Below are 13,638 nucleotides of genomic sequence, written 5' to 3' on the forward strand. Positions count from 1 at the left end.
CTCGAATAAGCTTAGACGGCAAGCTTACGGGCAGTGGTCTGCGAGCCCGAAAGCGAATCGAGGATCGCTTCATAGGGCGCGAGCGTACCCACCGGCCCGACGGCTGTAAGCGTCGGCTTCGTCGAAAAAAGCCGCGACGACAGATCCGTCAGCCGCTTGACCGTCAGCGCCGACAGCCGCTCCATCAGCTCTTCCTTGGCGATCGGCCTGCCGAACAGAAGCAACTGCCTGGCGATCTGCGAGGCGCGGCTGGCCGGGCTCTCGGCCGACATGATCAGCCCGGCGCGGTATTGGGCACGCGCCCGGTCGAGCTCCTCCTGCAGGATGTTTTCGCCGGCCTTTTGCAGCTCGTCGATGATCACAGGCACCAGCTCGGCGATATCGCTTTGTCCGGTTGCCGCATGGACCCCGAAGACGCCGGTGTCGGAAAAACCCCAATGGAAGGCATAGACCGAATAGCACAGGCCGCGTTTTTCGCGGACTTCCTGGAAAAGCCGCGACGACATGCCGCCGCCGAGGATCATCGACAGGACCTGAGAGGCATAGAAATCGCGGACGTGATAGGCACGGCCCTCGAAACCCAGCACGATCTGGGCGTCCATCAGGTCGCGGTCTTCGCGAAAATCGCCGCCGACATATTGCGCATATTGCGGGATGGTGCCGTCGGCCTTGCCGCGGAAGCCGCCGAGACGCTTTTCGACCTCGCGCACGAAATCGTCGTGCTTGATGTCGCCGGCTGCCACCATCACCATGTTCTCGGCGCCGTACTGCCGTTCGATGAAGTCGTGCAGTTGCTTCGAAGTGAAGGATTTGACGGTTTCCGGCGTGCCGAGAATCGAGCGGCCGATAGTCTGGTGGCGGAAGGCGGTCTCGGTAAAGTGATCGAAAACGACATCGTCGGGCGTATCGTGCGCGGCGCCGATCTCCTGCAGAATCACATGCTGTTCGCGCTCCAGCTCCTGCGGATCGAATTCGGAGTCCTGCAGGATGTCGGAAAGGATATCGACCGCCAGCGGCACATCGTCGCTCAGAACCCTTGCATAATAGGAGGTCGTCTCGACGCTGGTCGCGGCATTGATCTCGCCGCCGACGTCCTCGATCTCCGAGGCGATCTCGAAGGCGCTTCGCCGCCTGGTGCCCTTGAAAGCCATGTGCTCGAGCAAATGCGCCATTCCGTGCTCTTCGTCACGCTCGTTGCGTGCGCCCGACTTGACCCAGGCACCAAGGGCAACAGATTCGAGGCTTGGAAGGGTTTCGGTGGCGACTGTCAGGCCGTTCGACAGACGGCTTACCTCAACACCCATATGGCAATTACTCCCTAACGCGCCGCCCGCGTGTGGCGGCCGACATAATCTTCCACCATTTTCAGGTCGGATGGAAGTACCGTGTATTTTTCCTCGGCGCTCATCAACCCGCCCAGCCATGCGGGGAGGGCAGGCGACACGCCGCTGGCGGCTTCGACGGCCGCCGGAAACTTTGCCGGGTGCGCAGTGCCCAGCACCACCATTGGCACCTCACCGGCGGCTTTGCCAGTGGCCACATGCACGGCTGCGGCGGTATGCGGGTCGAGCAGATAGCCACTCGCCGCAAGTGTGGTGCGGATTGTGGCGGCGACCTCGCCCATGGTGGCGCGGCCGGCGTCGAATTCGGAGCGGATCTTGGCGATTTCGCCGGCCTCGATGGTGAAGGCGCCGGACTGCTTGAGCCCGTCCATGTAGCGCCGCACGGTCGAGGCATCGCGGCCGGACGCCTCGAACAGCAAGCGTTCGAAGTTCGAAGACACCTGGATGTCCATCGAGGGCGACGTGGTCGAAAAGACCCCTTTCATGCGGTATTCGCCGGTCGCCAGCGTGCGCGCCAGAATATCGTTGTCGTTCGTGGCGATGATCAGCCGCTCGATCGGCAATCCCATCTTCTTGGCTGCGTAGCCGGCGAAAATGTCGCCGAAATTGCCGGTCGGCACCGTGAAGGAAACCGGCCTGTCGGGCGCGCCAAGCGACAGCGCGGAGGAGAAATAATAGACGATCTGGGCCATGATGCGGGCCCAATTGATCGAATTGACGCCGGATAGCGACACCCGGTCGCGAAAACCGTGGTCGTTGAACATGTCCTTCACCAGGCCCTGGCAGTCGTCGAAATTGCCTTCGATCGCCAATGCGTGGACGTTTGCGGCGGTCGAGGTCGTCATCTGCCGCTGCTGCACCGGCGAGACGCGGCCGTGCGGGAAAAGCACGAAGATGTCGGTGCGGTTGCGCCCGGCAAAGGCATCGATGGCGGCCCCTCCGGTGTCGCCGGAGGTGGCGCCGACAATGGTGGCGCGCTGGTCGCGCTCGGCCAGCACATGGTCCATCAGCCGCGCGAGAAGCTGCATCGCCACGTCTTTGAACGCGAGCGTCGGGCCGTGGAACAGCTCGAGCACGAAGCTGTTCGGCCCGCTCTGCACCAGCGGGCAGACGGCCCCATGGCGGAAGGTCGCGTAGGCTTCGCGCACCAGCCGTTCGAACACCGGCGCCGCGATCTCGCCACCGAGGAACGGCGACAGCACGCGGATTGCAAGATCGGGATAGGCAAGGCCGCGCATGGCGCGGACCTCTGCTGCGGAAAAATGCGGCCAGGCGCTCGGCAGATAGAGCCCGCCGTCGCGGGCCAGCCCGGCCAGCACCGCGTCGGAGAATCCAAGCGCGGGCGCTTCCCCGCGGGTACTCACATATTGCATCGTCACGTTTCCATTGCTGCCGGGAATCTTCGCCCGCCGTAAGGTGGTGGATTTCTGCGCTGGCTCAGTCGCATTTTTGCCGCGCGGTTGATATACGTCACCGGCTTTGCGAGAGGGAAGTGCAGTTCATGGCGTTTCATTCATTCAACGGTCGTTTTGTCGCGGGTCTGGCGCTCACCGGCTTTATGCTTGCTGCCGCAGGCTGCCAATCGAGCGACAATGGCATTCTCGGCTTCGGCAAGAAGGATACGACGCCACCACCGCCACCCGACCCCAAGGTGCTTTCCAGCCAGCTGCAGGCCTATTGCCCGAAAGTGACGTTGCGTGACGGCACCGCCTTCTTCAATATCTACGCCAAGAGCGGTCCGAAGCCGAAGAAAAAAACCGATGTTGCCGCCGAGGATGCCCAAGCCGCCCAGCCGGCAGCGGACGCGGCAGGCGTCGATCAGCCGGACGATTCCGCCAAGATCATCTATCAGGCTTCGATCACCGATGTGACCCGCGACTGCAGCCGCGCCAACGGCTCCTTGTCGATGAAGATAGCCGTTGCCGGCAAGGTCGTGCCTGGTCCGATGTTCGCCCCCGGTACCATCACCATGCCGATCCGTATCGCGGTGATGCACGGCACCGAAGTTCTCTATTCGCAGCTTCACTCCTATCAGGTCCAGGTTACCGATCCCTCGAGTGCCACGCAGTTCGTCTTCACCGATTCCAACGTCGTCGTTCCGGAGCCGACGGCGCGGGACTACCAGGCATTTGCCGGGTATGACGAGGGCGCTCCGAAAGGGGCGTCGGACAAGCCGAAGAAGAAGAAAGCCGCCGCGACCAACTGAGCCGGTGCATTCGCGCCACGGCGGTTGGAGGCGGCCTCTCAGGCGTCCGCCGACCATTCCGACAGCGCGGCGATCACGCTTTTCAGTTCCGCCCAGCGGCGGATGACCGTTTCGGCACCGGCTTCGGTCAGCGCATCGGCGTGGCCGGGATAGCTGTGCGCCGCGCCGGTGAAGCCGATGACGCGCATTCCCGCCGTCTTGGCGCCGGTGACGCCATGCACGGAATCCTCGATGACGAAGGTGTTCGCAGGATCGGCCTTGAGCTTTTCCGCGGCGAACCGGAACACGTCCGGCGCCGGCTTGGTTTTCCCGGTCGGCGTTTCCAGCGACGAAAAGATACGGCCGGCAAAGAACGGCAAAAGCTGCACCTTCTCCAGCATGAATTCGATCCGCTCCGAACGCGAATTCGAACAGACGCAGCGCGGCACCGTTACCGCGGCGACAGCCTCGTGCGCCCCGTCGATGGCACGCACGTCGCTGCGCAGCCGGCGATCGACCAGCTGTTCCTCCTTGTCGATCAGGGAGGCCTGGAACGGGATCCGGGACTTTTCCTCGACCCGCATCATGATGTCCTTGAAAGTCAGCCCGGCATAGACCTCGGAAATCTCCTCCGCCGATATCTCATAGCCGGCCGAGGTCAAAAGCTCGGCATCGATGCGTGCGGCGATGATTTCGGAATCGACGAGCACGCCGTCGCAATCGAAGATGACAAGGTCTGGCTGGGGCATGGTGATCCGGAAAGCGGGATGAAGGGAATGCCAAGAGGCCTTTGGTCCAAACGGCTCAGGCGGCGCGGCATACACCAACAGGCCGGGCTTCGCAAATTCGGCAGTATGCTTCACTGAATATTTACGCTGATCGGTAACCATAACGGACAGTAAACAGTAACGCGTGCCTTGGGTGTCATAATGTCTGCCGTGCGTCTTCTCGACGAGCTTTCCGATGCTCCCCAGCAATCCGAGTGGCTGGATACGATCCTGAAGGGCGACTGCGTCGCCGCGCTGGAACGGCTGCCGGAAAAATCGATCGACGTGATCTTTGCCGATCCGCCTTACAATCTGCAGCTCGATGGCGATCTGCACCGGCCCGACCAATCCAAGGTCGATGCCGTCGACGACCATTGGGACCAGTTCGACAGTTTTGAGGCCTACGACGCCTTCACCCGCGCCTGGCTGCTGGCGGCGCGCCGCGTGTTGAAGCCCAACGGCACGATCTGGGTCATCGGCTCCTACCACAATATTTTCAGGGTCGGCGCCAAGATGCAGGACCTGGGCTTCTGGATCCTCAATGACGTCGTCTGGCGCAAGACCAATCCAATGCCCAATTTCCGTGGCCGTCGCTTCCAGAACGCGCATGAGACGATGATCTGGGCATCGCGCGACCAGAAGGGCAAAGGTTACACCTTCAACTACGAGGCGCTGAAGGCATCGAACGACGACATTCAGATGCGCTCCGACTGGCTGTTTCCGATCTGCACCGGCGGCGAGCGCCTGAAGAACGACAATGGCGACAAATTGCATCCGACGCAGAAGCCGGAAGCGTTGCTTGCCCGCGTCATGACGGCATCGACCAGGCCCGGCGACATCGTGCTCGATCCCTTCTTCGGTTCAGGAACCACCGGTGCGGTGGCCAAACGGCTTGGCCGCCACTTCGTCGGCATCGAGCGTGAGCAAGCCTATATCGATGCCGCCATGGAACGCATCGATGCGGTCCGGCCGCTGGACGGCGCCAATTTGACAGTGCTGACCGGCAAGCGCGCCGAGCCGCGCGTTGCCTTCGTCACGCTGCTCGACAATGGCCTGGTGGCACCCGGCGCTACGCTCTATGACGCCAAGAAGCGTTGGGCGGCCAAGGTGCGTGCCGACGGCACGCTGGCGATCGGCGACAGTGCCGGGTCGATCCACAAGATCGGCGCTGAGGTACAGGGGCTGGACGCCTGCAACGGATGGACCTTCTGGCATTATGAGCGCAGCGGAGGCCTGACCCCGATTGACGAGCTTCGCCGCATTGCGCGGCTAGGCATGGAACGGGCAGGGGCCTGACGGTTTCTGAGTTGCGACAGATCAGTTAATGCGAAGGCTCAGCCAGTCCCTGGAAGCGATTCAAATCACACCTTGATCCCAAGACGCGCAAGGTCCGCCCTGAGCGTCTTTGCATCGGTGAACAGCACCGACTGCCAGCCGGCCGCCTTGGCGCCGTCGACATTTTTCTGGCTGTCGTCGATGAATAGCGTGGCTGACGGTTCGAGGCCGAACGCGGTGACGTGGTGATCATAGATGGCGCGATCCGGCTTGATTAGCCCGATCTCGGCTGACACGGTGATGCCGCGCGGGCGCTCCAGGAACGGAAAGCGGTCGCGCGCTTCGCGGAACGTATCGTCAGCCCAGTTGGTCAGCAGCGTCACATCGTGGCCCGTGTCGATCAGGCGCTCCATGATGGCTACGCTGTCATCATAGGCATGCGGTGCCATTTCGTGCCAATGGCGGCGGAAATTGCGGATATTCTGTTCGTGATCCGGGTACTGGGCGATCAGTAGCGTCTCTGCCTCTTCCCAGGTCCGGCCGCGGTCCTGCTCGATGTTCCAGTCATGCGTGCAGACATTGTCGAAGAACCATTTCCGTTCGTCTGGATCGGGGATCAAGCGGCTGAAGGGCAGGTTCGGATCATAGTGGATCAGCACTTTGCCGATGTCGAAAACGATGTGGCGGATTTCGGACATTCTTCTCTCTTTCAATGCGGCCGCTGCTTCTTCGTCGCGCCCGGTATCGCCGCTTCGATTACCTTTTTCATGACGCTCGGCAGCGCTTCCCCGGAAATTTCATGGGCCAGCGACCAGAAATGCCCGGGCGGGGCGGCGCTGTCGGTCTCCGCCTTGAACACGTCGAGTTCGAGCGCAAAATGGGTAAAGACATGGCCGATGCGTCCGGCCTGCCGCCAGTCGCCGGGGAACGGGGCTGCCGCTTCCGTTGTGGCGCCGTCGATGCGCGCGGTCCAGCCGGTCGTCGGCACTTCGGTCATGCCGCCCAGCAGGCCTTTTTCGACGCGCTTGCGCAAAAGCACGGCGCCGTCGCCCCTGACGGCGACGAAAGCGGCGCCGCGGCGCAAGGGTTTCTCGGCCTTGGGCAGGCGGACCGGAAAGCGCTCGGGATCGCCCGAGATTGTGGCGCTGCAATCCTGCCTGACGGGGCAAAGCATGCAGCGGGGCCGGCGCGGCGTGCAGATCGTCGCGCCCAGGTCCATCATCGCCTGCGCGAAGTCGCCGGGCCTTGTCCCGGGAACCATGTGCTCGACGTGGCTGCGTATCTCGCCCTTGGCTTCGCCCAGCGGCGTGGCGATCGAAAACAGCCGTGAGACGACCCGTTCGACATTGCCGTCGACGACCGCGGCTGGTCGGTCGAAGGCGATCGCCGCGATCGCCGCTGCCGTATAGGCGCCGATACCGGGCAGTTCCTTCAAGCCGGTCTCACTGTCCGGAAAGCGGCCGCCTAGCCGCGCGACGAGATCGGCGCAAGCCTTGAGGTTGCGGGCGCGAGAATAATAGCCGAGCCCGGCCCAGGCCTTCATGACGTCTTCGATCGGTGCCGCCGCCAGTGCCTCGACAGTTGGCCACTTCTGCACGAACGCCCGGAAATAGGATTTTACCGCCTCGACCGTGGTTTGCTGCAGCATCACCTCGGAAAGCCAGACCAGATAGGGATCGGGCTGCGCGCCGCCTGCCAGCGCGCGCGGCGGAACGCGCCAGGGCAGGTCGCGGTGATGCGCGTCGTACCAGCCAAGCAGCCGGAACGCGATCTCGCCATTGTCTCCGGATACGGCCTTGCGGGTCTGGTCGTGCGGTGCCATTGATCGAGGGTCGGCCCTAATCCACTGGTGCTGAAGCTGGTGACTGGAGAACGCACATGGCAGGGAAAAGGCCCTTCGGCAATCCCGTTCCGGTGAGCGATCTCGCAACCGAGATCCTCGACCCGGTGCTGCGCAAGCGGGCCGGCATGTCGATCGGGCTGGTTCAGTCGTGGGAAGAGATTGCCGGGCCGCGGCTTGCCGGCCGCTCGCGCCCGGAAAAGATCCAGTGGCCACGCCGCATGCACGAGGACGATCCGTTCGAGCCGGCGGTGCTGGTGATTGCCTGCGAGGGTGTGGCGGCACTGCATCTGCAGCACGAGACCGGCGAGATCATCAACCGGGTCAATGCGTTTCTCGGCTTCAATGCGATCGGCCGGATCAGGATCGTGCAGAAACCGGTAATGACTGGCAAGGAAAAGCCGAAACCCATTTTGCGGCCGCTGACCGTGGCCGAGAAGGCGAAGCTGTCGGGCACTGTCGGTTTGATCGAGGACGACGGGCTGCGCGCCTCGCTGGAGCGGCTTGGCGCCACCATTCTAGGCCAAAGGAAGCCGTAATCTCGCGCTATCGTGATGGCATGCTCGAATTTGCCGATTGGAATAGGGGTGGCAATGCCTTAATTCGCGCCAACTCTCGCTTTTTGTAGCCTTTGCATTGCAAAATCCAACTATTGCCAGGTGATTCGTATGATCCGTTCCTTGTCCCGCAGAAATCTCTTGTCGTCGCTCGCCGCCATACCAGCGGTGGCGCTGCTTGCCGCCTGCAGCGATTCCGGCGAGAAAGCCGAGGCGCAGGATGTGAAGCCTGCGGCTCCGGCGGAACCTGCGAAGCCGGCCGCTCCAGCCGCCGCCAAAGCGCCTGAAGCTCAGGGCACGGTGGATATGGCAGCCTTGTTGAAGCCCGGCGCGCTGCCCGACATGCAGCTCGGCAAGGACGACGCAAAGGTCACCATCGTTGAATATGCATCGATGACCTGCCCACATTGCGCGCATTTCGCCGAGACCACTTTCCCGGAGCTGAAGACGAAATATATCGACACCGGCAAGGCCCGCTACATCCTACGCGAATTTCCGTTCGACCCCAGCGCCGAGGCCGGTTTCATGCTGGCGCGCTGCTCCAAGGACAACTATTTCCCGATGGTCGACGTGCTGTTCAGGCAGCAGGCGAACTGGGTTGGTGTGAACAATACCAAGGACGCACTGCTGCAAATCGCCAAGCTTGCCGGTTTTACACAGGAGTCCTTCGAGGCCTGCTTGACGGACCAGAAACTTCTGGACGATGTGAGATCCGTCCAGAAGCGCGGCGCCGACGAATTCAAGGTCGATTCCACACCGACCTTTTTCATCAACGGAAAGACCTACAAAGGGGCGATGTCGATTGCGGAAATGTCGGCCATCATCGACCCTCTGCTCTGACGTTTTGGCAGCGCCGAAGCGGCTGCGCTTCGGCGTGCGCACTTCTTTGTCTTGCCGCTGGTTCTCCTTGCAAAACCGCGGAACAGTTTTGCGAAACTTGGCTATGGGTCGGCGCGAATGAAGTTCTCGCGCCTTCGCCTCCTCGGCTTCAAATCCTTCGTCGAACCCGGCGAGTTCGTCATCGAACGCGGCCTGACCGGCATCGTCGGGCCGAACGGCTGCGGCAAGTCGAACCTGGTCGAGGCGCTACGCTGGGTTATGGGCGAAAGCTCTTACAAGAACATGCGTGCGTCCGGCATGGACGATGTCATCTTTTCCGGCTCGGGAACGCGTCCGGCCCGCAACACCGCCGAAGTCACGCTGTTCCTCGACAATAGCGACCGGACTGCGCCGTCTGCCTTCAACGACGCCGATGAGTTGCAGGTCTCGCGCCGCATCGAGCGCGACGCCGGCTCGCTCTACCGCATCAATGGCAAGGAAGCCCGTGCCAAGGATGTCCAGCTGCTGTTCGCCGACCAGTCGACCGGCGCCCGCTCGCCCTCGATGGTTGGCCAGGGCCGCATCGGCGAGCTGATCCAGGCAAAGCCGCAGGCGCGCCGCGCACTGCTGGAAGAGGCGGCCGGCATTTCCGGCCTGCACACACGGCGCCACGAAGCCGAGCTGCGGCTGAAGGCGGCCGAACAGAACCTCGAACGGCTGGACGACGTCGTCGGCGAGCTGGAAAGCCAGATCGAAAGCCTGAAACGCCAGGCCCGCCAGGCCTCGCGCTTCAAGAACCTGTCGGCCGACATCCGCAAGGCCGAAGCGACGCTGCTGCATCTGCGTTGGACGCTGGCCAAGACGCAGGAAGGCGAAGCGCGTTCGGCGCTGGCGATTGCCACCGCGCTGGTCGGCGACCGTGCTGCGGCCCAGATGGCTGCCGCCAGGGAACAAGGTATCAACGCCCACCGGCTGCCGGACCTGCGCGATGCGGAAGCCGCCGCCGCCGCCGCCTTCCAGCGTCTGTCGATCGCTAAGGCACAGATCGAGGAAGAAGCAGGCCGCATCCGCGCCCGCCAGGCTGAGCTCGACCGCCGACTGCAACAGCTCGATGGCGACCTTGCCCGCGAGGAGCACATGGTCCGCGACAATGCGGATATCCTCGAACGCCTCGCCGCCGAAGAAGCCGCGCTCAATATCGAAAACGCCGGCGCCGCCGAGCGCGAGGCCAGCACCCGCGCGGCTTTCGAGCAGGCGGCATCGACGCTTGCCTCGAGCGAGGCCAAGCTGGCCTCGCTGACCGCCGAACGGGCGGAGGCGGCCGCCTCGCGCAACCAGATTGAACGGACGCTGCGCGATACCGCTGAGCGCCGCGACCGCTTTGCCCGCCAGCTTGCCGATGTCGACCGCGAACTGTCGGAGATCGTCTCCAGGGTCGCCGGCCTGCCCGACCCCGCCGAGAAGCGGCTGCTGGTCGAACAGGCGCAGGCGCTGCTCGAAGGGGCCGAACGAGCCGCGATTGCCACGGAACAGGCGGTCGCCGAGGCACGCGCAAGCGAAAGTGCCGCCCGCCCACCGGTTCAGGACGCAAAGGCCGAATTGGCGCGGATCGAAACCGAGGCCCGCACGCTCGCCAAGATCCTGAACGCCGCGAGCGGCGATTTGTTTCCCTCGGTGCTGGAGCAGATCAGCGTCGAGCGTGGCTACGAGACGGCGCTGGGTGCCGCGCTTGGCGAAGATCTTGACGTGCCGCTTGATCGTAGCGCGCCTGTGCATTGGGGCCAGAGCGAAATCCAGCCCGGCGATGTCGCTTTGCCGGAAGGCACAAAGAGCCTGGCTAGCGTGGTGCGCGCGCCGGCGCAATTGGCCCGCCGGCTGGCCCAGATCGGCATTGTCGATGCCGCCGACGGAAGAAAGTTGCAGACGCTGCTTGCTCCCGGTCAACGATTGGTCAGCCGCGAAGGCGCGCTCTGGCGTTGGGATGGCTTCACCGCCAGCGCCGATGCGCCGACCGCCGCCGCGCAGCGGCTGGCGCAGAAAAACCGGCTGGCCGAACTCGATGCCGAAGCGGTTCATGCCACGCGCATCCTGCGCGAAGCCGATCAGGCGCTTGCGCAGGCCGAACAGGCGCTTGCCCAGGCGAGCGAGGCCGAACGCAATGCCCGACAGGCCGGGCGCGACGCCCAGCATGGGCTGGATGCTGCCCGCAATACGCTGGCTGAGGCCGAAAAAGCCGGCGGCGAACTGTCGAGCCGGCGTGCAGCACTTGACGAGGCGCGCGCGCGTATCGTCGACAGCCATGAGGAGACGGCGGCAGCATTCGTCGAGGCGGAAATGCTGCTGCAAGACGCTCCCGATCTCGGCGATCTGCAACTGCAGCTCGAGCAGTCGGCGGCCAACGTCGCCCGCGACCGCGCCGCCCTTGCCGATGCGCGTGCCGTTCACGAGGGCCTGAGGCGAGAAGCCGAGGCACGTACGCGCCGGCTCGACGCGATCGGCGCGGAACGGCGCAATTGGGTGGAGCGCGCCGAAAACGCCTCGACGCAGATCGCGGCACTCGGCGAACGCAAGGCAGAGGCTGAGGCCGAGCGCGAGCAACTGGCCGACGCACCCGACGAGATCGACGCCAAACGGCGCGCCCTGCTGTCGCAACTCGCCGAGGCCGAAAGCCTGCGAAAAGCTGCAGGTGACCGCTTGCAGGAAGCGGAGAACCGGCAGTCCGAGCTGGACAAGGCTGCGACCGCTGCCATTCAGTCGCTCGCCGAAGCGCGCGAAACGCGTGTTCGCGCCGAAGAGCGGCTGACCGCTGCCGACGAGCGGCGGCTGGAAGTCGAGGCGCGCATCCAGGAAACGCTGAACACGCCGCCGCATCTGGTGATCCGCCACACTGGCCTCGAACCCGACAGCCCGATGCCCGAAATGGCCGAGGTCGAGCGTCAGCTCGACCGGCTGAAGGTCGAGCGCGAACGGTTGGGCGCTGTCAATTTGCGCGCCGAGGAAGAGCAGAAAGAACTATCGGATCGGCTGGAGACCATCGTCTCCGAGCGCGACGACATCGTCGAGGCGATCCGCAAGCTGCGGCAGGCGATCCACAGCCTGAACCGCGAAGGCCGCGAGCGGCTGCTCGCCGCCTTCGAGGTGGTCAACGGCCATTTTCAGCGGCTGTTTTCGCATTTGTTCGGCGGCGGCACCGCCGAGCTGCAACTGATCGAGTCCGACGATCCGCTCGAAGCCGGGCTCGAGATCCTGGCGCGCCCGCCTGGCAAGAAACCGCAGACGATGACGCTGCTGTCCGGCGGTGAGCAGGCATTGACGGCGATGTCGCTGATCTTCGCCGTGTTCCTGACCAACCCGGCGCCGATCTGCGTGCTCGACGAAGTCGACGCCCCGCTCGACGACCACAATGTCGAACGCTTCTGCAATCTGATGGACGAAATGGCCGCAACCACCGAAACGCGCTTCGTCATCATCACACACAACCCGATCACCATGGCGCGCATGGACCGGCTGTTCGGGGTAACCATGGCCGAGCAAGGCGTTAGCCAACTGGTGTCGGTCGACCTGCAGGCTGCCGAAGCCATGCGCGAGGCAAGCTGAAGCATCAGCTTAGTGGTGGTCTCCACCTCGGCTTTCGACTATAGCACGACGAAATGGGCTGGATCTGCCTCTCCAGATACCGCCCGGCTGTGCGCGTGGAGAAGCTTGTTGCCTATACTTATCACCGGAGCCGCGGGGTTCATTGGCAGTCATGTTTGCCACCATCTGCTCAACCGGGGAGAAGCGGTCGTCGGCGTCGACAACATGAACGACTATTACGACCTGGCGCTCAAAAAGGGGCGGCTTGCCCGCCTTTTGCCCCGTAAGGATTTTTCGTTCCACCAGATCGATATTGCCGAACAGGGCGCGCTTGCGGCCGCTTTGGCCGGGAAAGGCATCGTCAGAATCGTGCATCTCGCCGCGCAGGCCGGCGTGCGTCACTCACTCGACAATCCACGGCTCTATATCCGTTCCAATGTCATGGGCCACCTCGAAGTGCTCGAATTCTGTCGCGCCGAACCGGCATTCGAGCATCTGGTCTATGCCTCGTCGAGCTCGGTCTATGGCGGCAACCGCAGCGTGCCGTTCAGCGAGGCCGATCAGGTCGACAAGCCCGTTTCGCTTTACGCCGCCACCAAGAAAACCGATGAGTTGATGAGCCATACCTACGCCCATCTGTTCGGCATACCGCAGACCGGCTTGCGGTTTTTCACGGTCTATGGTCCCTGGGGCCGTCCCGACATGGCCTATTGGATGTTCAGCAAGGCGATGCTCGAGGGCAAGCCGATCCGGGTCTTCAACAATGGCGAAATGTGGCGCGATTTCACCTACATAGACGATGTTGTGAAGGCGGTTGTCGCTGTGCTCGACAAGCCCCCCACGGACGTTCCGCCGAACAGGCTTTACAATGTCGGCAACAACCGGCCGGTGCGGCTGGGCGACTTCATCGACATTCTGGAAAGATTGCTCGAGGTCAAGGCAATCCGCCACAACGAGCCGATGCAGGCGAGCGACGTCGAGAAGACTTATGCCGACATGACCGCGCTGGAGCGGGATTTCGGCTTCAGGCCTAGCGTTTCGATAGAGGACGGGCTGAAGAAGTTTGTCGATTGGTACCGGCCGTACTCGAAGCAGTAATTTGCACTGCTCGCCGTGACGTCTTCTATCTCGATGCGAACCGGTATCACTGGCATTCGGCCCAAAATCGCAACTGATCCGGCGCGAAGCTTTGAAGAACCTGGCCGATGGTGCTCGTGCGACAGTAGCTCACCATCAAGCGTGACCTGGAGTGGGTACAAGTCGGACTGCAAAAAGC

At 63.2% G+C, this 13,638-nt stretch carries 11 protein-coding genes; 6 read left to right on the forward strand and 5 right to left on the reverse strand.

What is annotated here, in order from left to right; genetic code table 11:
- Positions 1-11: 11 nt before the first annotated feature.
- Both NKH01_RS05070 and thrC read right to left on the reverse strand, forming a co-directional pair.
- The gene (locus NKH01_RS05070) at positions 12-1,304 is read right to left on the reverse strand and encodes a M16 family metallopeptidase (protein ID WP_023716937.1); all 1,293 of its coding nucleotides are present in this window, start codon (positions 1,302-1,304) and stop codon (positions 12-14) included.
- A 14-nt stretch (positions 1,305-1,318) separates the two neighbouring features.
- Positions 1,319-2,716: a threonine synthase gene (gene thrC, locus NKH01_RS05075; protein WP_353010210.1), complete on the reverse strand. Its 1,398-nt coding sequence runs from the start codon at positions 2,714-2,716 to the stop codon at positions 1,319-1,321.
- Positions 2,717-2,844: 128 nt separating this feature from the next.
- On the opposite strand from thrC, the gene NKH01_RS05080 reads away from it, so the two are divergent.
- The gene (locus NKH01_RS05080; protein WP_352639123.1) at positions 2,845-3,549 is read left to right on the forward strand and encodes a hypothetical protein; all 705 of its coding nucleotides are present in this window, start codon (positions 2,845-2,847) and stop codon (positions 3,547-3,549) included.
- 38 nt (positions 3,550-3,587) lie between these two features.
- Here NKH01_RS05080 and NKH01_RS05085 read toward each other — a convergent pair whose 3' ends face one another.
- A complete protein-coding gene (locus NKH01_RS05085) occupies positions 3,588-4,277 on the reverse strand; it encodes an HAD family hydrolase (RefSeq protein ID WP_352639125.1) in 690 nt (229 codons plus the stop codon).
- A 180-nt stretch (positions 4,278-4,457) separates the two neighbouring features.
- On the opposite strand from NKH01_RS05085, the gene NKH01_RS05090 reads away from it, so the two are divergent.
- On the forward strand, positions 4,458-5,591 hold the full coding sequence (locus tag NKH01_RS05090) for a site-specific DNA-methyltransferase (RefSeq protein ID WP_023716941.1): 1,134 nt from the start codon (positions 4,458-4,460) through the stop codon (positions 5,589-5,591).
- 65 nt (positions 5,592-5,656) lie between these two features.
- On the opposite strand, the gene NKH01_RS05095 is transcribed toward NKH01_RS05090, so the two are convergent.
- Together NKH01_RS05095 and mutY are read right to left on the reverse strand one after the other, a co-directional pair.
- Entirely contained in the window at positions 5,657-6,268 is a 612-nt protein-coding gene (locus NKH01_RS05095; RefSeq protein ID WP_352851217.1) for an HAD family hydrolase, read from the reverse strand.
- Between the two features lie 11 nt (positions 6,269-6,279).
- On the reverse strand, positions 6,280-7,392 hold the full coding sequence (gene mutY, locus NKH01_RS05100) for an A/G-specific adenine glycosylase (RefSeq protein WP_353019270.1): 1,113 nt from the start codon (positions 7,390-7,392) through the stop codon (positions 6,280-6,282).
- A 56-nt stretch (positions 7,393-7,448) separates the two neighbouring features.
- On the opposite strand from mutY, the gene NKH01_RS05105 reads away from it, so the two are divergent.
- The 4 genes from NKH01_RS05105 (at position 7,449) to NKH01_RS05120 (ending at position 13,460) form a co-directional block, all read left to right on the forward strand.
- Positions 7,449-7,949, forward strand: a complete 501-nt coding sequence (locus NKH01_RS05105) for a DUF721 domain-containing protein (protein WP_023716944.1) — start codon at positions 7,449-7,451, stop codon at positions 7,947-7,949.
- A gap of 129 nt (positions 7,950-8,078) precedes the next feature.
- Positions 8,079-8,807, forward strand: a complete 729-nt coding sequence (locus NKH01_RS05110) for a DsbA family protein (protein ID WP_023716945.1) — start codon at positions 8,079-8,081, stop codon at positions 8,805-8,807.
- A 117-nt stretch (positions 8,808-8,924) separates the two neighbouring features.
- Entirely contained in the window at positions 8,925-12,383 is a 3,459-nt protein-coding gene (gene smc / locus NKH01_RS05115) for a chromosome segregation protein SMC (protein WP_353019273.1), read from the forward strand.
- Positions 12,384-12,491: 108 nt separating this feature from the next.
- Positions 12,492-13,460: an NAD-dependent epimerase/dehydratase family protein gene (locus tag NKH01_RS05120; protein WP_353019275.1), complete on the forward strand. Its 969-nt coding sequence runs from the start codon at positions 12,492-12,494 to the stop codon at positions 13,458-13,460.
- The last annotated feature ends 178 nt before the right edge of the window (positions 13,461-13,638 follow it).

Origin of the sequence: Mesorhizobium sp. M1403 (assembly GCF_040317695.1) — a bacterium.
Taxonomy (GTDB): Bacteria; Pseudomonadota; Alphaproteobacteria; order Rhizobiales; family Rhizobiaceae; genus Mesorhizobium.

Excerpts from the sequence above, each read along its gene's own strand:
- smc (WP_353019273.1), top strand. The coding sequence starts at position 8,925 with ATGAAGTTCTCGCGCCTTCGCCTCCTCGGCTTCAAATCCTTCGTCGAA.
- NKH01_RS05110 (WP_023716945.1), top strand. The coding sequence starts at position 8,079 with ATGATCCGTTCCTTGTCCCGCAGAAATCTCTTGTCGTCGCTCGCCGCC.
- NKH01_RS05085 (WP_352639125.1), bottom strand. The coding sequence starts at position 4,277 with ATGCCCCAGCCAGACCTTGTCATCTTCGATTGCGACGGCGTGCTCGTC.
- NKH01_RS05070 (WP_023716937.1), bottom strand. The coding sequence starts at position 1,304 with ATGGGTGTTGAGGTAAGCCGTCTGTCGAACGGCCTGACAGTCGCCACC.
- NKH01_RS05105 (WP_023716944.1), top strand. The coding sequence starts at position 7,449 with ATGGCAGGGAAAAGGCCCTTCGGCAATCCCGTTCCGGTGAGCGATCTC.
- NKH01_RS05090 (WP_023716941.1), top strand. The coding sequence starts at position 4,458 with ATGTCTGCCGTGCGTCTTCTCGACGAGCTTTCCGATGCTCCCCAGCAA.
- NKH01_RS05095 (WP_352851217.1), bottom strand. The coding sequence starts at position 6,268 with ATGTCCGAAATCCGCCACATCGTTTTCGACATCGGCAAAGTGCTGATC.
- NKH01_RS05080 (WP_352639123.1), top strand. The coding sequence starts at position 2,845 with ATGGCGTTTCATTCATTCAACGGTCGTTTTGTCGCGGGTCTGGCGCTC.
- mutY (WP_353019270.1), bottom strand. The coding sequence starts at position 7,392 with ATGGCACCGCACGACCAGACCCGCAAGGCCGTATCCGGAGACAATGGC.
- thrC (WP_353010210.1), bottom strand. The coding sequence starts at position 2,716 with ATGCAATATGTGAGTACCCGCGGGGAAGCGCCCGCGCTTGGATTCTCC.